This is a genomic window from Plastoroseomonas hellenica (assembly GCF_018129085.1).
Lineage (GTDB): Bacteria > Pseudomonadota > Alphaproteobacteria > Acetobacterales > Acetobacteraceae > Plastoroseomonas > Plastoroseomonas hellenica.
The window spans coordinates 1-16,954 of the sequence record NZ_JAAGBB010000086.1 but is presented as its reverse complement, the minus strand read 5'-3'; the positions used below and the strand labels follow the sequence as shown (position 1 = coordinate 16,954).

At 69.7% G+C, this 16,954-nt stretch carries 16 protein-coding genes; 11 read left to right on the top strand and 5 right to left on the bottom strand.

Features of this window, described 5'->3' with window-relative positions; genetic code table 11:
- Together GXW71_RS32735 and GXW71_RS32730 are read left to right on the top strand one after the other, a co-directional pair.
- The coding region (locus GXW71_RS32735; RefSeq protein ID WP_367617418.1) for an alpha/beta fold hydrolase at positions 1-753 on the top strand (753 nt) is incomplete at its 5' end.
- A 435-nt stretch (positions 754-1,188) separates the two neighbouring features.
- On the top strand, positions 1,189-1,437 hold the full coding sequence (locus GXW71_RS32730) for a hypothetical protein (RefSeq protein ID WP_211857903.1): 249 nt from the start codon (positions 1,189-1,191) through the stop codon (positions 1,435-1,437).
- Between the two features lie 111 nt (positions 1,438-1,548).
- On the opposite strand, the gene GXW71_RS32725 is transcribed toward GXW71_RS32730, so the two are convergent.
- Complete coding sequence (locus GXW71_RS32725) at positions 1,549-2,976, bottom strand: type VI secretion system contractile sheath domain-containing protein (protein WP_211857901.1); 1,428 nt, start codon at positions 2,974-2,976, stop codon at positions 1,549-1,551.
- A 262-nt stretch (positions 2,977-3,238) separates the two neighbouring features.
- Between GXW71_RS32725 and GXW71_RS32720 the strand changes: the two genes are divergently transcribed.
- From GXW71_RS32720 to GXW71_RS32705, 4 genes are all read left to right on the top strand, one after another.
- Positions 3,239-3,571, top strand: coding sequence for a YciI family protein (locus GXW71_RS32720; RefSeq protein WP_211857899.1), 333 nt, complete (start codon positions 3,239-3,241; stop codon positions 3,569-3,571).
- A gap of 314 nt (positions 3,572-3,885) precedes the next feature.
- Positions 3,886-4,680: a class I SAM-dependent methyltransferase gene (locus GXW71_RS32715; protein ID WP_367617417.1), complete on the top strand. Its 795-nt coding sequence runs from the start codon at positions 3,886-3,888 to the stop codon at positions 4,678-4,680.
- Positions 4,681-4,687: 7 nt separating this feature from the next.
- A complete protein-coding gene (leuC, locus tag GXW71_RS32710) occupies positions 4,688-6,154 on the top strand; it encodes a 3-isopropylmalate dehydratase large subunit (protein WP_211857919.1) in 1,467 nt (488 codons plus the stop codon).
- Between the two features lie 145 nt (positions 6,155-6,299).
- Positions 6,300-6,611, top strand: coding sequence for a hypothetical protein (locus tag GXW71_RS32705; RefSeq protein WP_211857897.1), 312 nt, complete (start codon positions 6,300-6,302; stop codon positions 6,609-6,611).
- 27 nt (positions 6,612-6,638) lie between these two features.
- On the opposite strand, the gene GXW71_RS32700 is transcribed toward GXW71_RS32705, so the two are convergent.
- Both GXW71_RS32700 and GXW71_RS32695 read right to left on the bottom strand, forming a co-directional pair.
- Positions 6,639-6,830, bottom strand: a complete 192-nt coding sequence (locus GXW71_RS32700) for a hypothetical protein (RefSeq protein WP_211857895.1) — start codon at positions 6,828-6,830, stop codon at positions 6,639-6,641.
- Positions 6,831-7,102: 272 nt separating this feature from the next.
- Positions 7,103-7,825, bottom strand: a complete 723-nt coding sequence (locus GXW71_RS32695) for a DUF2161 domain-containing phosphodiesterase (RefSeq protein WP_211857893.1) — start codon at positions 7,823-7,825, stop codon at positions 7,103-7,105.
- Positions 7,826-8,024: 199 nt separating this feature from the next.
- On the opposite strand from GXW71_RS32695, the gene GXW71_RS32690 reads away from it, so the two are divergent.
- From GXW71_RS32690 to GXW71_RS32670, 5 genes are all read left to right on the top strand, one after another.
- On the top strand, positions 8,025-8,690 hold the full coding sequence (locus tag GXW71_RS32690) for an Mbeg1-like protein (RefSeq protein ID WP_211857891.1): 666 nt from the start codon (positions 8,025-8,027) through the stop codon (positions 8,688-8,690).
- 132 nt (positions 8,691-8,822) lie between these two features.
- Entirely contained in the window at positions 8,823-9,074 is a 252-nt protein-coding gene (locus GXW71_RS32685) for a hypothetical protein (RefSeq protein ID WP_211857889.1), read from the top strand.
- The gene (locus tag GXW71_RS32680; protein WP_211857887.1) at positions 9,071-9,484 is read left to right on the top strand and encodes a hypothetical protein; all 414 of its coding nucleotides are present in this window, start codon (positions 9,071-9,073) and stop codon (positions 9,482-9,484) included. Before GXW71_RS32685 ends, GXW71_RS32680 begins: the two co-directional genes overlap by 4 nt.
- A gap of 122 nt (positions 9,485-9,606) precedes the next feature.
- Entirely contained in the window at positions 9,607-9,954 is a 348-nt protein-coding gene (locus GXW71_RS32675) for a hypothetical protein (protein WP_211857885.1), read from the top strand.
- 58 nt (positions 9,955-10,012) lie between these two features.
- Positions 10,013-10,867: an alpha/beta fold hydrolase gene (locus tag GXW71_RS32670; protein ID WP_211857883.1), complete on the top strand. Its 855-nt coding sequence runs from the start codon at positions 10,013-10,015 to the stop codon at positions 10,865-10,867.
- A gap of 56 nt (positions 10,868-10,923) precedes the next feature.
- Here the strand turns inward: GXW71_RS32670 and GXW71_RS32665 are convergent, their stop codons facing one another.
- Positions 10,924-15,081, bottom strand: coding sequence for an autotransporter outer membrane beta-barrel domain-containing protein (locus GXW71_RS32665; RefSeq protein ID WP_211857882.1), 4,158 nt, complete (start codon positions 15,079-15,081; stop codon positions 10,924-10,926).
- Positions 15,082-15,410: 329 nt separating this feature from the next.
- The coding region (locus GXW71_RS32660; RefSeq protein ID WP_211857880.1) for an autotransporter family protein at positions 15,411-16,954 on the bottom strand (1,544 nt) is incomplete at its 5' end.

Below are 16,954 nucleotides of genomic sequence, written 5' to 3'. Positions count from 1 at the left end.
CGCGCGCTGCTGGCGGGTGCCGCCGGCGCCGCGGCCCTGGCTGGCTTCGCGCCGCGGCCGGCCGCGGCGCAGGCCACGGTCCGCAATGTCGTGCTGGTGCATGGCGCCTGGGCCGACGGCTCCTGCTGGATGGATGTGATCCTCCGGCTGCAGGCGGCGGGGTTCCGCACCACCGCGGTGCAGAACCCCCTCACCTCGCTCGCGGATGATGCCGCCGCGACCCGCCGTGCGCTCGACCTGCAGGATGGCCCGACGGTGCTCGTCGGGCATTCCTGGGGTGGTGCGGTGATCACCGAGGCCGGGCTGCACCCGAAGGTCGCGTCGCTGGTCTATGTCGCGGCGCGGGCACCGGATGCGGGCGAGGATTTCAATGCCCTCGCCGCGCGCTTCCCGACCGCGCCGGTGCGCGCGGGGATCCGCGTCGACAGCGGCTATGCCTCGCTCACGGAGGAGGCCTTCGTCGCGCATTTCGCCGGCGACCTCGATCGCGCCCGGGCGCGCGCGCTCCATGCCGTGCAGCAGCCGATCGCGGAGACGCTGTTCGCGGGCCGCACGACGGTCGCGGCCTGGCGGTCGAAGCCTTGCTCCTACGCGGTCTCGACCGAGGACCAGACCACCGCCCCCGAGTTGGAGCGGTTCCTGGCCGAGCGGATGCGGGCCCGAACCATCGCGCTGCGATCGAGCCATCTGTCGATGATCTCGCACCCCGACGAGATCGCGGCCCTGATCACGGCCGCGGCGGGCGCCGGCTGATGCCGGCATGGGGCGCGTGCCGGCCCGGTGGGCCGGCCGCGCGCCTGCCGGGCGTCCCGCGTGGAACAGTGGGCTTGGCTGTTGAGCGCCGCCTGCTAGAGACGGCCGGTGGCAATCCGGGAAAGGCTTGCGATTGTGCCGTCCCGAACTTCGAGGCCGGAGCTGAGATTCAGGCATCTCTCTGCGGAAATTATGAGAATAGCCAGGAAAGTACCGAAGGCAAGACAGAGGAGATAATCGCGCATCGCGACCTCCATTTCTATTGAATCATTTGGGGGGATCCCGCTTTGGCGGGGCATTATCAGCGAACATTAGCACATATATTGATTTTCCGGCGGAAATTCCGTCACAGAAAAAGGTGTCGCAAGATCATCTTCTTTGCGCAGGCCGTCCCGATGTAATCCGCGCCACTGCGCGGACGGGCTATGATGCAGGATGACCCAGCGCATGATCCGACCATCGGCGGCCCATATGGCCGGCCTGATCCAGAGCCACATTCACGAAGGCCGCGTCCGGGCGAACTATTTCGTCAACCTCCGCGCCCTGGCCGGGGCGTTGGTGAAAGGCGGCATTCTTCGCAAGGACGTGGCGGCCGGTGTGACCCACGGCGTCGGCAAGGGCTGGTGGACGACCGAGACCGCGGGCGTGCTGACCCTGACGCAGGCCGGCGCCGACGCCGTCTAGAGCTCACCGACAGGTCTGAATCACACGATCAAGCAAAGTGCTGGGAGCATGAGGCGCGAGCGCTGGCGCGCGCATCATGCTGCAGCCAGGTTTTGCCGGCAGCGGAAGGGCTCAAAGGCGGCGGCGCCACGCAACCCTTGACCAGGTCTCTTGCATAGTCTCGGCCGTCGGTAGGTTGCCGTTGTGGTCGGTAAGACCACGCGCGACGAAAGTACCGGCGGCTCTGGCCCAGTTCACGGCTTGGCGCTCGAACAGTTCCACGGCCTCGGCGTGGTTCTGTTCCATCCACATGGCCAGCGGTGACGCCAGCCACTTCTGCGAAGTCTCCGCATCGAGTTCGTGCCCGAATTCCTGCAACATGTCGGGATCCCGTGCGGCTGCGACAGGCGCGCCCAACTCCTCTTCCGCGAGACCGGGGATCTCGACGACCTGCCGCATCACGGTGGACAGCTCGCGCCGCGGCATCCGTGGCAAGAGATAGGCGACCAGCATGGGCACAACTGGCTGGCCTGTGGGCGTCCGCACCTCCACCCGGCTGGATCGGAATGGGTCGCTCCTCTCCGAGGTCGCTTCGGTCTGAGGGGCCGGGTGGTAGCTATCGAGCCACTGTTGCAGCCGTGTCTGCGTTTCCTGGCAAGAGAGGCCCTGGCGCAGAGCATCCCGTGCCTGGATCATAAGCGGCTGCATCACCGCGCCAACTCCCAGGATGAAGGCCAGCGTGCCGGCGGTCCGCGCGTTCTGCGTAGGCTCAGGCCGATCATATTGCCGTGGCTTCCGCACGGAGCGGACGCCGATGATCTGCGCCAGCGTGCCGTCCCACCCTTCCGCAGCCAGCGCCACAAGGCCGCGGTCGAAGAGCTGCACCGGCCCGTTCGGCCCGATCGCGACTTCGAGGCAAGGCGAGATGTCGGCGAGATCGATGCGGCCGGAGGGCTCGTCGAACCAGGCTCCCCAGCCATCCCTGGCCACGGCCAGAGCCACCGCCCCGGCCAGCAGGACGGCCGCGTTGATCCAGTGACGCGCCTCAGGAGGCCGCGCGCGCGGGCCGGCGAGGAAGACGTATGTGCTCTCCGGCACGTCGCGTAGAGCCCGCCATTCGGGGCTTAGGGTCTCGCGCCGCGTGTCGAGGAGGGCCGGTCCAGCGCCCGACAGGACCGGGACAAAGGCGGCGGCGGCGTGGCTTGCAAGGCCGCGCAGGATCGCGACGTCCTTCTCCCCGTCGTCCCAGAGCATGTCGAGGACGAGTGCGCCGAAAGGTGTGGGCCGCTCGCCCGCGAAGGACTCCGTCACGATCCGGGCGCGCAGCGCCGATCCCTCCGGCAGATCCTTGGCGAGCTCCTCGCGAGTTACAGGTAGCGCGCGCAGCCCCAGCCGTTCCTCGCCCGCCATGATCTCAGCGAGCCGCCGCAGGCCGGTCCAGGCGCTCGCCATTTGCTGAAACCGTGGATCCCGCAGAATGACGTCGATCTGGGTGTCGATCCGCCGATCGAGGGCAGCCAGCACCGCTTCGAGACGGCTTGGCGCCGGCGCCGCTTTCATGACTGCAACAGCTCGTCGAAGCCTCTGTGCATCATCCCCCACGGAGCCGCGAACGCATCGAGCTTCAGGGGAATCGTCAGAAGGCGCAACGGCCGCGGTGGCCTCACCTCAGCCGCGCGTCCTACCTGTCCAGCTCTTGACGCTCGCAAGCAGAGGCGGGCCGTATCCCGACCCGACAACGCCGGCGTTGGCGATCCGCCATCAGGTGCAGACGCCGTTGTCGCCGAGGCCGCGGCCCAAGACCCCGGAAAGGAGACAGGCCATGCCCAGGTTCATCACCATCGGATATGGCGACCCGGCCGACTATGCCCGCACGGCCCGGCCCGTCCGGGACGCCGCCCATGCCCAGGATGCGAAGCTACGGTCCGAAGGCGCGGTGATCGGGATCGCGGGCGCCCCGGTCCAGGTCCGCAATCCCGAGGCGGCTGGGGTGGAAACCCTCGATGGACCGTTCATGTCGTCCGCCTTGCCGATCGCGGGATTCGCCATCATCGAGGCCGCCGACCTGGCCGAAGCCATCCGGAAGGTTTCGCACGTGCCCTGCGCGGTGGCGCACGGCGTCGTCGAAGTCTGGCCATTGAAGGACGTGCCCTGAGCCCAGGGAGCTTTTGGCCCGGCATCGGCGCGCACGGGAACCGGCGCTCCAGGCCCGTGATGAACCCTCAGGAAAACTGAGGTTCAGGCTGAGCTAAAGCCGTTTGATAACAGGGCGCAACAGGCCCAGACAGGGGTGGCGAAAGCGTCGGGTTTGACGGGCTCGCGCCTGGCTTTTGCGAAGCTCGACGGCGCACCGCCTGTGCGGGAACGCACAGCCCTTCCCGCGATGCACGCGCAGCATGCGCCACCTCACCAAAAGGGAGAAACACCATGTCGGCAACCGCCACACTGCCCCACCCGGCTTCCGCCCCGGTGGATCTCGGCGCGCTCAAGGCCCGCCAGCAGGCCACCTGGGCCACCGGCGACTACGCCGTCGTCGGGACCACGCTGCAGATCGTCGGTGAACGGATCTGCGAAGCCGTGGACCTGCGCGCCGGCGAGCGCGTGCTCGACGTCGCGGCCGGCAATGGCAACGCCACGCTCGCCGCCGCGCGCCGCTTCGCCGAGGTGACCTCCACCGACTATGTCGCTGCGCTGCTCGAGCGCGGCCGGGAACGTGCCGGCGCCGAGCGCCTGGCCGTGGCGTTCCAGGAGGCCGACGCCGAGGCCCTGCCCTTCGACGACCGCAGCTTCGACGTCGCGCTCTCGACCTTTGGCGTCATGTTCACGCCGGACCAGGAAAAGGCGGCGTCCGAACTCACGCGCGTGGTCCGCTCGGGCGGCCGCATCGGGCTCGCCAACTGGACGCCGGAGGGCTTCATCGGCCAGGTCTTCAAGACGATCGGCCGGCACGTCCCGCCGCCGGCCGGCGTGCGCTCGCCCGCACTCTGGGGCACGGAGGCGCGCCTCGCCGAGCTGTTCCCCGGCCACGGGATTTCGGCGACGAAGCAGATCTTCAACTTCCGCTATCGGTCAGCCGATCACATGCTGGACATCTTCCGGACCTACTACGGACCGATGAACCGCGCTTTCGCGGCGCTCGACGGCGCGGGACAGGCGGCGCTGGCGGATGACATCCAGGCGCTCATCGCGCGCATGAACCGCGGCGGCGCCGACACCCTGATCGTGCCGAGCGAGTACCTCGAGGCCGTCGTCACGCGACGCTGAAGCGGTGATGGGGCGCGGCTCAAGGGCAGGTCGATCGCTCTTGAGCCGCCCGGCAGCCCCCCGCGGCAGGCCTGATCAGGCGCGCACGCTGCTCGACAAGATCTGGGACGCGCACGTCGTGGCGCAGCTGCGCGGCGCCGACCTTGTCTATGTCGACCTGCATCTGCTCGATGACCTCCACAGCCCGCAGGCGTTCTCCGCGCTGCGCGCGGCCGGCCGCGCCGTGCGTCGACCGGAGGCGGCATTGGCCGTCCCCGACCACGCCGTTCCCACCGCGGCGCCGCGCGCCGTCATCCCCGACGCGGCCGCCCGGCAGTTGATCGAGACATTGGCGGCCGATGCCCGGGCGTCGGGCGTGCCGCACATCCCGCTGGGGGATCCGCGCCAGGGCATCGTCCACGTCGTCGGGCCTGAGCTCGGCTGCGTGCTGCCTGGAATGACCGTCGCGAGTGGCGACTCCCATGCCGCCACCTTGGGTGCCGTCGGCGCACTGGCGTTCGGCATCGGCGCGAGCGAGGTCGAACAGGTGCTGGCCACGCAAACCCTGATCCTGGCAAAGCCGAAGGCGATGGCCGTGGAGATCGGCGGCACGCCGCCCGCGGGCATATCGGCCAAGGATCTGGCACTGTTCGTGGTTGCCGCGCTCGGCACTGCCGGGGCCCGCGGACATGCGGTGGAGTTCCGCGGTGGCACCGTCCAGGCCCTCGGCATGGCCGGGCGAATGACGTTGTGCAACCTCGCCATCGAGGCTGGTGCCCGCACGGCGCTGGTCGCGCCGGACGAGGTCACCATCCGCTGGATCCGGGGTCGCGAGCGCGCGCCGGCGGGCGAGACTTTCGACCGCGCCGCGGCCCACTGGCGCACCCTGTCATCCGACGCTGCCGCGACCTTCGACCGGGTCATCACGCTGGACGCCTCCGGCCTCGCCCCGATGGTGACCTGGGGCACCGATCCGGACACGGCGGTGCCGATCACCGGCACCGTGCCCGACCCGGCCGACCTGCCCGACGGCGCAGAGCGGACGCGCCGCCGGAGGATGCTTGCGTATATGGGGCTCGTACCGGGCCAGCGCATGACCGACCTGGTGGTCGACGTCGTCTTCGTCGGCTCCTGCGCGAATGGCCGCATCGAAGACCTGCGCGAGGCCGCGGCCGTCGCTGCCGGGCGCAAGGTGGCGCCGGGCGTGCGGGCGCTTGTCGTCCCGGCGTCAGGCCTGGTGAAGCGGCAGGCGGAGCAGGAGGGCCTGGCGCGGATCCTGCGGGAAGCCGGCTTCGAGTGGCGCGAGCCCGGCTGTTCCATGTGCATCGCCATGAACGGGGATGTGGTCGCGCCGGGCCTGCGCTGCGCAAGCACCTCGAACCGCAATTTCGAAGGGCGGCAAGGCCCGGGTGCGCGGACCCACCTCGTATCACCGGCGACCGCCGTCGCCGCGGCCGTGACCGGGCGGCTCACGGATGTGCGGCGCTTGGGGTAGATCCCGTTACACCTGCTTTACTTTTTGATGACAGCATCGCGCTTTCCGGGGCGGCAACGCGATGCGGCCAAGCATCGTCGGCGACGATGATCTTTGCGCTGTGCGCCTCATCGCAGGGCCGGGCGGGTACGCCGGCGGAGGCAGGATGGTGGAGCCAGTCGCGATACCCCAGATCGCCGGCGTCGCTTGGTATCAGCGCGAGGCCTATGCGGCGATCCGCCTGCTCATGGCGGATGGCGAGAGCTTTCCCGGCAGCTATGACGACTGGCTGAAATCCGCCGCCCATCAGAAGAAGCAGGCAGCCGCCCGCGGCTTCTACCCGGTGCGCGTCATCATCGACCCCGAGCAATTCAGAGAGTGGTGCCAGGCGCAGGGGCTGGGCGCGGATGAGCGTGCGCGCGTCCTCTTCTGCGAGGTGCAATTCGCGGTTGTGGGCGGGGCGGCGCCGACCTGCTGACGGCCGAACCCGAAGCGACCGGGCGATCTACTCGTCGGCCCCACTGTCCGCCGCCTTGGCTTCCAAGGACGATTTCATCTTCAGGGCGTCTTCCAGGCGTTCGAAGGAATGGGACAGCAAGGTCTCGCTCTCACCGTCCGCCGAACGCTCGACGATGAGATACCGGACTGCTCCCTTCAGACCCTGAATCGTGACCACCATGTAGTCCTTGGTCGCCATCCAATTGTCCAGGTTCGTCGCGTTTCGTCGGCCGGAGCCTAGGCCATGTAGACCGACAGCAGCAAGCTCCGCGCGCATAGCAGCGGGTGCCATCCTTACGTTCCTTATTCGGCGTTGGACCGGGTTGCCTTGGGCGCCGATCGCGATCAGCTTGCGCGCAAGGATAAGGTTTGTGAATTCACGACATAGCGCGAGAGTAACAAAGACGATAAATTACTTAAGGCACCATTAACGACTTTGGCGACCCTCGTTCGTCTATGGCAGGACAGCCCTCAGACCGGGATTGTCGCCAGGGCCTCGCCGATCGCCGCGGGCGACGGCGCGCAACCGGACAGGGCGGCCCGTCCCACCGGGGTCAGGCGATAGATGCCGCGGCGCTCCCGCTCGAACCAGCCGTAGACGTTGCGCAGCACGATCGCGGCGGCGTCCTCCGCGATCGCGCGAAGGGCACGCACCGGCCGCGGGCCATCGCGCAGCTCGGCCGCGCAGGCCAAGGCCCGTTGCCGATAGGCGGTCATGATCGGCTGCCGGGTCGAGCCGCCGCGGGCGGGGTCGCCCTGCCGGCGCTGATGCTCATCGACCAGGCGGCTGCGGCGCCGCTCGTTGAGCCTCGGGCGGTAGGGGGCGGGCTCGGCGAGGACCTCCACCCTGCCCGTGCCCGCGGAGACGCGCAGCAGGCCGAACCCCAGCAGCCTGCACAGCTTCTGGACGCGGCCGTCGCGGTCCCGCCCGCGCGTGCTCGCCCGCACCGCGAGCCAGATCTCGTCCGCCATCGGCAGGCGGTCGACGGCCTGGAGGACGAGTTCGAGGGTGAAGCTCAGCTTCATCTCGACGATCACCAGGAACGGATCATCGGCGACGCGGATCGCGACGATGTCGCAGCCGCAGATCTCGCCCTTCGGCACGAAGCCGAGCCCTTCGAGGTGGCGCTTCACCGCGGCATAGAGCGATGTCTCGAGCCGATCGGCGGCGGGGCGATTCGGGGTGCCGGGCATGGCCCGCAGTATCCCGGCCCGGAACGCCTTGCGCCAGCAGGGGGGGGCCGTTGCGAGCCGCGCCGGCCCGCGATCCGGAATTCACTGGAATTCCTCAGGCTTCCGCACGCGGTCGCCACGCCAGGTGTCTCGAAACCGCTCGACCCGGCGTAGGTTCCCGGCGAGCTCGAACTGGTTACGGGGAACAAACATGTCTTACATGACTGTCCGTCAGACCGCGGAAGCGGCGAAGGCGATCTACAAGAACAATGATTTCGAAGGCTTCACGATGCTCGGCGGCTTCTTCGATCCGAAGAACAACGACCGGCTGGGCTGGGCCAAGGAAGGCGATGCCGGCGGCGGCTCCGCCGGGATCTACAAGTACAATGTCGGCAAGGACATGTTCATCCTGAGCTTCCGCGGATCGAAGGGCGGGAAGGACTGGAAGGTCGACGACGTGCAGATCGGCCTCAACATGACCGTCGACCGGGCGAGCGATTGCATCACATACGCCAGGCAGTTGCAGTGGCAGTACAAGGGGGCCTTCATCCTGGTGGCCGGCCACTCCCTGGGCGGCTTCCTGGCGCAGGTGGTGGGGGTGGAGTGCGACCTGCCCTTCATCACCTACAACGCCCCGCCGGCGGGGCGGGCCTTCAGCGGATCGCGCGCCGCGAAGCGCTTCGACAAGGGCGTGAACCTCCGGGTCAACTGGGATCCGGTGAGCCGCGCGCCCGGCCGCCATATCGGCCCGCTGATCACGATGCCGCATGTCGGCATGAAGCTGCACGACGCGCATACGAGTGCGGCCTTCATGCGGTCGATCGACCAGGCGGCCTACAAGGACCTCCCCGCCATGGCCTTCATCACCGCGGCGAACCGCCACTGACGCGGGAGCCCCGCGCGCCGCGGCGCGCGGGGCCAGCACGCGTTCCACGAACGGAAGCACCGGAAAAGCGACTCGACTCCGCGCCTGGGCGATGCCTATGTTCCCCTTCTGTTCACGGACAGGAGGAATGCGATGCCCTTCGATCCGCCCGCCAGGGCGGCGACGCTCCCGGCTTGGCTGACGCCTGGGCTGATTGGGGAGCTTGCGACGACCATCGAGGAAGCACTGGCCGCGGGAGCGACGCTTTCCGCGGCCCAGGAGACGGCCCTGATGCTCGCCAGGGCGCTGCACCCCGCCTTGCCGGCGCCGGACCTGCGGGAGGCCCTGTCGCTCGCGATGCATGTGCTGCGCGATGCCCGCACGGATGGCAGGCCGCCACGATGATGGTGGCCGACCCTGTCCTGCACTGGTCGCAGTTGCCGGCCGGCGCACCGCTCGGCGTCGTGCGCCAGGTCGCGCAGCGGAACGCGCTCGTGGCGGTCGCTTCGCGCGCGGTCGGTGATCGGGTGGAGGCCGCCGCGCTCATCGCCATCGGCGAATTCCTGGCGGCGACGAGGGATGCGAGGTCGATCGAGATCCCGAAGACACCACGCGCCCGCCAGGAGGTGCTGGAGCCGGCGATGCTGCATCCCGCCGCCATCGTCGCCGCGGCGGTGGTGCTGCTGTGGCAGGCGGTGATGGCAGAGCGGCGTGACGAGTGGGAGGCGGATACCGCGGCGATCCTGGCGCAGTGGAGCGCCCCGGCGGCGGCTCTTCCCAGGCCGGCACGGCGGCGCCGAGCGGGACAGGCGTGAAGGGCGGCGGCCGTTGGCCGGCCGCAAGGGAACTCCGGACCGGGCTGCGGCGTTCAGAACGAAGAAGATAAGCAAAGGGCCGGGTCATGCTGATGTCACGGATGTCTCCGAGGATCAGGCGTTTGGCTCTCGGCGTCGTGCTGGCCGGAAGTGCGGCCGCGCTATCGCCCGCCCCGTCGCGGGCGCAGGACCTGCCGGGAATCGTCGGCCAGATCCTGGGCAACGACAATCAGGACCGCCGGGAGGAGCGCCGCTACGAACGGCGGGAGGAACGCCAATGGCGGGACGAACGCGAGCGTCGGCGCTGGGAGGCCGAGCGGGACGCGCGTGAGCGCGACCGATACCGGATGGAGGAACGGCGCCACCGCGAGGACGCCCGTCGTCGCGAAGAGGAGGATCGCCGGCGCCGGCCCGGCGTGCCGCGCCGCGACCAGGAGCCCAGAGGCAATTACATCGGGCCGTCGCGCTGAGACGCCACGCCGGAAGCTGAGACGGGGGCCTGACATGGGCAAGCCTGCAGGACACCGGATGCGTCTCTCCGGTGGAACCGAGCTCGCCTACGTCACCGCGGGCGATCCATCGAACCCCGCCTTGCTCCTCCTGCACGGCTTCCCAAGCTCATCGCGAACATTTCGCGGCGTGATCCCTGGCCTGGCTCGCGTCGCCCATGTGGTCGCGCCCGATCTGCCTGGCCACGGCCAATCCGACGTTCTGCCGACGGCTTCGTTTGCAGCCTTCGCCGGCGCGATTGCCGAATTGCTGGATCACCTCGCGATAGGGCGCCGCTTCATCTACTTGCATGACTCCGGCGCGCCCGTCGGCCTCCGGATCGCGATGCACGCGCCTGAGCTGGTTTCGGGCCTCATCATCCAGAACGCAAACGCGCATCGAACCGGCTTCGGCCCGCTCTGGGATGCCACATTGAAGTTCTGGTCGGAACCGACCAGGGAGAACGAAGCGGCCGCGACCGTCCACCTGACCTCCGAATTCACGCGCGAGCAATATACCGGCGGCCTGCCGGAGGATGTCGCCGCCACGATCGGAGGCGAACCCTGGGTCGAGGACTGGCGGGTGATGAATCTGCCCGGCCGCATGCAGGCCCAGCGCGCGCTCATCGCCGATTATGCCAACCACGCCGCGCGTTTCGATGCGATCGCCGGCTATCTCCGGCAATGGCAGCCGCCCGCGCTCATGCTGTGGGGCCGTCACGACCCGTTCTTCGATATCGCCGAAACGCTGTCCTGGATGCAGGATCTGCCGCGCATGGAGGCGCATATTTTCGACGGCGGGCATTTCCTGCTGGAGACGCACGCCGAACCAGCACTCTCGCTCATGGCGGCGTTCATCAAGCGAACACAGGAGAGAGCGGCGCAACCTCCCTGAGAGAACGCCGCCACCCCGCTGCCGGCGCCGTCCGCGGACGGCGCCGGTCAGCACGCCTACCAGTTGAAGCGGATGCCGATGGCGCCCTGGACGGCGGTCTGGCGGCTGTCGCCACCGAAGGACCAGCGATAGTCGGCATGGGCATAGAAGCTGGTGGTCTGGTTCACCCGCGCGGTGATGCCGGCGCCGACCTCCAGCGCCGTCTCCCCGAACCGGTTCTCGATCGGCGCGCTGCTGCCGAGGGTGACCCGGTCGCTGCCCGAGAAGGCATGCCACAGGTTCACCTTGGCGTAGGGCTGCCACAGCGTGCGCGCATCGCGCCCGGTGTATTGCAGCCGTGCGCCGAGCCGGCCGGTCACCGCGTCATCCTCGTTCCAGTCGACGCTGGAGAACAGGTCGCGCGAGCGGTCCACCGAGACGCTCTGCCAGATGATCTGCGCCTGCGGCTCCACCTGCCAGCCGCCGCCGAAGCGGATCGGGTAGCCCGCCTCCAGCGAGGCCGTGTAGCCCACGCCATTGGTGTTCAGCGCCGTGCCGAAATCCGAGCTCGCCTTCACGTCGAACCAGTTCGCCTGGAACACCGCATCGACATACCAGCCGCTCGGACCGAAATGCGTCCAGTAGGCGCCGACCGAGGGGCCGCTCATCAGCAGGCGGCCGACACGCTGATGCTGGCCGAGCGCGAAGCCCGACACATTCGGCGCGTTGTAGTCGGTGTAGGCGACGTAGACGCCGGCATGGTCGCGATGGCCGCCCGCGTAAGGCTGGGTGCGCAGGATGTCGAAGCCGGCCTGCAACCCGATCAGGTTGCCGGTGGCGCGGCTGTCCACGGTGCCGTCCCAGCGGTTGCGGGTGCGTTCGCCGAAGGCACGCGCCCAGGCGCCATTGGCGTAGGGGCGGGAGCCCGCGAGGTCGCGGATATTGTCGAGCTCGCCGACCCGCTCATGCAGGGTGCCGAGGGTCGCGAGGCCCATCTGCCGGCCGATCGCCGCGATCGGCGCGTAGAGCGCCACCTCCGGCCGGTAGAGCGGGATCGCCGGGCCGGGCTGGTCCGGCGTGCCGGGCTCCTCCGGCGTGCCCGGCGTCTCCGGGATCATGAAGGAGCGCAGGTACCAATCCTGGGCGCTGGCATTGCCGCCGCGGAAGAGCTGGTACTCGAAGGCGCCGGCGGCGACGCGGGTGTCGAGCCGGAAGGCGCCGGCCGCCGTGGTGCCGCCGGCCTGGGTCTCGACCACCCGGATGCCTTCGGTGGTCTGCGCGCCGGGGCCGCCGACATTGGCGATGCGGACGCGCGTGTCGCCGGTCGCGGTGCCGCCCTGAATCACCAGCCGGTCGGTGGCGGAGCCGTCGCCGCCGAGGAAGGTGTTCAGCGCCAGGATGCCGCCCTGCCCCACGTAGTTGCCGGCGACGGTCAGCCGCGTCCCCGGCGCGCCGCCGAGCGAAACCAGCCCGGCATTGGTCAGGCCGGCGACGGTCTGGTCGAAGCCGGCCAGCGCCAGCGTGCCGGCGGATGCGACCGTCACCGCGGAGGCCGGGCTGAAGCTGTTCGTGGCGCCGGCGCGCAGCACGCCGGCATTCACCGAAGTCGGGCCGGAATAGGTGTTGGCACCGGTCAGCACCGTGGTGCCCGTCCCCTCCTGCCGGACGGCGCCGATGCCGGAGATGACGCCAGGGAAGACCAGCGTGTCGCTGCGGTTGAAGACCAGGCTGTGCAGGCTGTTGTTGACGACATTGCCGAGGATGCTGCCTGACGTGCCGCCATTGCCGAGCTGCAGCGTGCCCTGCGTGATGGTGGTGCCGCCGGTATAGGTGTTCTCGCCGGTCAGGATGGTGGTGCCGGTGCCTTCCTGGCGCACCGCGCCACTGCCGGAGATGGCGCCCGCGAGGATCAGCGCGTCGCTGCGGTTGAAGGCGAGCGTGCCGTTGTTCAGGACATTGCCCACGATGCTGCCGCTGGTGCCGCCGGTGCCGAGCTGTACCAGGACGCCCGCATTGATCGTGGTGCCGCCGGTGTAGGTATTGTCGCCGGTGAGGATCAGGCTCCCCCCCGGCCCGGCGACGGTCAGCGCGCCGAGGCCGGTGATGCCCTGGGCGATGGTGGTGGTGATGCCGTTGGTGTCGATCGTGCCGCCGGCCGCGGTGATGCCGATGGCGCGCGTCGCGGAGAGGTCGAAGCCGGCATCGAAGCGCAAGGTGCCGCCATTGAAGGTGAGCGCGCCGGTCGCGGCACCGAGCGCACTGTCGGCGGCGACGGCCAAGGTGCCCTGGGTGAGGATGGTGCCGCCCGCATAGGTGTTGGCGCCGGTCAGGATCAGGGTGCCGGGGCCGGTGACGGTCAGCGCGCCGGTGCCGGTGATGACCTGCGCGATCGTCGTGGTGAAGCCGTTGGTGTCGATCGTGCCGCCGCCGGCAGCGATGGAGACCGCGCGCGCCGCCGCCAGGGCGAAACCGGCATCGAAGCGCAAGGTGCCGCCATTGAAGGTGAGCGCGCCGGCGACCGGGCCGAGGGCGGCGTCCGCCGTGAGGGCCAGGGTGCCCTGGGTGATGGTCCAGGGGGTGACGGTGGTGGTGGTGTTCGTCAGGGTCCAGGTGCCGGTGCCGGTCTTCTCGAAGGCGCCGAAGCCCCGGTACTGCACGGCGGGGCCGATCTGGTTCACCGCGAAGCTGCCATTCGTGGCGCCGCCCAGGGCCAGCGTGTCGCCGGCGCCCGCGACGACATTGCCGGTGATCACCGAGCCGTCACGCAGCTCCAGCACATTGCCGCCGCCGCTGAAGGTGATGGCATTGGCGCGGACGCCGAGGTCGCTGACGCCGGCCGTGATGATCCCGCTGTTGATGACCCTGGATCCCGTGCCGGTCACCGCTGCGCCGGCGGCCGTGCCGCCGCCGCCATTGCCGCCGGTGATGGTGCCGCGGTTCTCGATCGTGCTGTTGGCGAGGACCACGCCGATGCCGCCGGCGCTGCCGGAATTGGGATTGGTGCCGCCGCCCGCCTGCCCATTGCCCGCGGTGATGCTGCCGGAGTTGACGAGCAGGCCATCGGTCAGGGAAAGGCCGAGACCCCCGACGCCATGCCCGGAACCGCCGGCGTTGTTGCCGAGGCCGCCCAGCCCGCCGGCGATGGTTCCGGCATTGAGATGCGTGCCGCCGGTGATCAGGGCGCCGGCGCCGCCGGCGCCGGCGAACATGTTGTCCGCCGATGCCGCGTTGAGGAAATTGCCGCCGGCGCCGCCCTCAATCCTGCCCTCATTGTCCAGCGACCCGCCGCTGATGATCGCGCCGACGCCGCCGGCGCCGGTGTTGCCGGTCAAGCCCCCGGTGGCGGTACCCTCGAGATCGCGGGTGCCGCCGGCGCCGCCGATGATGACGCCCGCCGCCGCATTCACGATCGTGCTGCCGGTGGCCGACAGGCCCGCGCCGCCCGCGCCGGCGGTCATGTTGTTCGCCGACACTGCGTTGAGAACAGTGGCGCCGGCGCCGCCCTGAATGAGCCCTCCCCCCCGGTTGTCCAGCGACCCGCCGCTGATGATCGCGCCGACGCCGCCGGCGCCGGCGAAGCCGGCCACGCCGCCGGTGGGGACGCCCTGGATATCGAGGGTGCCGCCGGCGCCGCCGATGATGCCGCCCGTCGCCGCATTCACGATCGTGCTGCCGGTGGCCGACAGGCCTGCGCCGCCCACGCCCGGGGTCTGCCCGGCCGGGCCGACGAAGGTCGTGTTCCCGCCCTGGCCGCCGGTCACCTGGCCGTTGTTGGTGATGCTGCCCGAGGATTGCGTGACGCCGATGCCGCCGGTGCCGGCGCCATCGACGACCGCGGCGGCGCCACCGGTGACAATGCCCTGGATGACGACCGGCCCGCCGACGAAGGTCGCGCCGTTGCCGCCCGTGCCGGTGATGGTGGTCGCGGTGAGGCCGGACAGAGTGAAGGCGCCGGTCGCGATGGTCAGCGGCTTGGCGGCCGCGCCGAGGGCGGTCGGGTCAGTGACCACGACATGGCCGGTCAGCGTGATGGTCGATGCCGGATCGGGATCGGCATTGGCTTGGGCGATGGCCAGGCGCAGCGCGGCTTCGCTGTCCGCCTGGTAGTCGGCGGCCGATGCCGCCGGGGGGAGCCAGCAGGCGACGGCCAGCGCGGCCCAGGAGGCGCCCGCGAGAAGTCTTGCTTTCTGGCTGGTCCCCATGACCGCAGCCCTGCCGCCCACAACCATCTTCATTGAGCTTTTCCCGTGAATACACGTTTCGGTTGACAATAATATTGCGATTCAACCGAATGAAAAGTTCTGCCGGGTTAATATTTCGGTGTGTCTGCGGAAGTCACGTGCATGTTGCAGCTCGGCAACAGGCTATTCCCGATATGTCCGTTTGATGACGCCGGACCGGTTTTGCTTCGCGTTCCTTCGCGCTCATCAACCCGGCCCTTCCTTTGGTGAGGCTTTTCACCGATCGGGCAGCGCCGCCCGATCGGGACCTGCCCCGGCCCGAAGCACCGCCGCCACAGCGTCGCGGCTGACCTTCCACGACGGCCGGAGCAGCTCGGCACGCCTCACCAGTTGAAGCGGATGCCGATGGCGCCTTGCACGGCGGTCTGGCGGCTGTCGCCGCCGAACGACCAGCGGTAGTCGGCATGGGCGTAGAAGCTGGTCGTCTGGTTGACCCGCGCGGTGATGCCCGCACCGACCTCCAGCGCCGTCTCGCCGAACCGGTTCTCGATCGGCGCGCTGTTGCCGAGGGTGACCCGGTCAGAACCCGAGAAAGCGTGCCACAGGTTCACCTTCGCATAGGGCTGCCACAGGGTGCGTTCGTCACGGCCGGTGTATTGCAGCCGCGCGCCGAGCCGCCCGGTCACCGCGTCATCCTCGTTCCAGTCGACGCTGGAGAAGAGGTCGCGCGAGCGGTCCACCGAGACGCTCTGCCAGATGATCTGCGCCTGCGGCTCCACCTGCCAGCCGCCGCCGAAGCGGATCGGGTAGCCGGCTTCCAGCGAGGCCGTGTAGCCCACGCCATTGGTGTTCAGCGCCGTGCCGAAATCCGAGCTCGCCTTCACGTCGAACCAGTTCGCCTGGAAGACGGCATCGACATACCAGCCGCTCGGACCGAAATGGGTCCAGTAGGCGCCGACCGAGGGGCCGCTCATCAGCAGGCGGCCGACGCGCTGATGCTGGCCGAGCGCGAAGCCCGACACATTCGGCGCGTTGTAGTCGGTGTAGGCGACATAGACGCCGGCATGGTCGCGGTGGCCGCCGGCATAGGGCTGGGTGCGCAGGATGTCGAAGCCCGCCTGCAGCCCGATCAGGTTGCCGGTGGCGCGGCTGTCGACGGTGCCGTCCCAGCGGTTGCGGGTGCGCTGACCGAAGGCGCGGGCCCAGGCGCCGTTGGCGTAGGGGCGGGAGCCCGCGAGGTCGCGGATGTTGTCGAGCTCGCCGACGCGCTCATGCAGGGTGCCGAGCGTCGCGAGGCCCATCTGCCGGCCAATCGCGGCGATCGGCGCGTAGAGCGCCACCTCCGGCCGGTAGAGCGGGATCGCCGGGCCGGTCGGCAGCACGGGGGTGTCGGGCGTGCCCGGCACCTCCGGCGTGCCCGGTATCTCCGGCGTCACCGGTACCGTCGAGAAGGAGCGCAGGTACCAGTCCTGCGCGCTGGTGCTGCCGCCGCGGAAGAGCCGGTATTCGAAGGCGCCGGCGGCGACACGGGTGTCGAGGCGGAAGGCGCCCGCCGCCGTGGTGCCGCCGGCCTGGGTCTCGACGACGCGAATGCCCTCGACCGTCTGCGCGCCGGGCCCGCCGATATTGGTGATGCGCATCCGGGTGTCGCCGGTCGCGGTGCCGCCCTGGATCACCAGCCGGTCGGAGGCCGAGCTGTCGCCGCCGAGGAAGGTGTTCAGCGCCAGGATGCCGCCCTGCCCCACATAGTTGCCGGCGACCGTCAGCCGGGTGCCGGGCGCGCCGCCGAGCGTGACCAGCCCGGCATTGGTCAGCCCCGCGACGGTCTGGTCGAAGCCGGCCAGCGCCAGCGTGCCGGCGGATGCGACCGTCACCGCGGAGGCCGGGCTGAAGGTGTTCGTAGCGCCGGCCTGGAGGGTGCCGGCAT

Coding starts and splice junctions, on each gene's coding strand:
- GXW71_RS32725 (WP_211857901.1), bottom strand. CDS start 2,976: ATGAAAGCGGCGCCGGCGCCAAGCCGTCTCGAAGCGGTGCTGGCTGCC.
- GXW71_RS32705 (WP_211857897.1), top strand. CDS start 6,300: ATGGTGGAGCCAGTCGCGATACCCCAGATCGCCGGCGTCGCTTGGTAT.
- GXW71_RS32685 (WP_211857889.1), top strand. CDS start 8,823: ATGCCCTTCGATCCGCCCGCCAGGGCGGCGACGCTCCCGGCTTGGCTG.
- GXW71_RS32670 (WP_211857883.1), top strand. CDS start 10,013: ATGCGTCTCTCCGGTGGAACCGAGCTCGCCTACGTCACCGCGGGCGAT.
- GXW71_RS32730 (WP_211857903.1), top strand. CDS start 1,189: ATGACCCAGCGCATGATCCGACCATCGGCGGCCCATATGGCCGGCCTG.
- GXW71_RS32665 (WP_211857882.1), bottom strand. CDS start 15,081: ATGAAGATGGTTGTGGGCGGCAGGGCTGCGGTCATGGGGACCAGCCAG.
- GXW71_RS32690 (WP_211857891.1), top strand. CDS start 8,025: ATGACTGTCCGTCAGACCGCGGAAGCGGCGAAGGCGATCTACAAGAAC.
- leuC (WP_211857919.1), top strand. CDS start 4,688: ATGGGGCGCGGCTCAAGGGCAGGTCGATCGCTCTTGAGCCGCCCGGCA.
- GXW71_RS32680 (WP_211857887.1), top strand. CDS start 9,071: ATGATGGTGGCCGACCCTGTCCTGCACTGGTCGCAGTTGCCGGCCGGC.
- GXW71_RS32720 (WP_211857899.1), top strand. CDS start 3,239: ATGCCCAGGTTCATCACCATCGGATATGGCGACCCGGCCGACTATGCC.
- GXW71_RS32700 (WP_211857895.1), bottom strand. CDS start 6,830: ATGGCGACCAAGGACTACATGGTGGTCACGATTCAGGGTCTGAAGGGA.
- GXW71_RS32695 (WP_211857893.1), bottom strand. CDS start 7,825: ATGCCCGGCACCCCGAATCGCCCCGCCGCCGATCGGCTCGAGACATCG.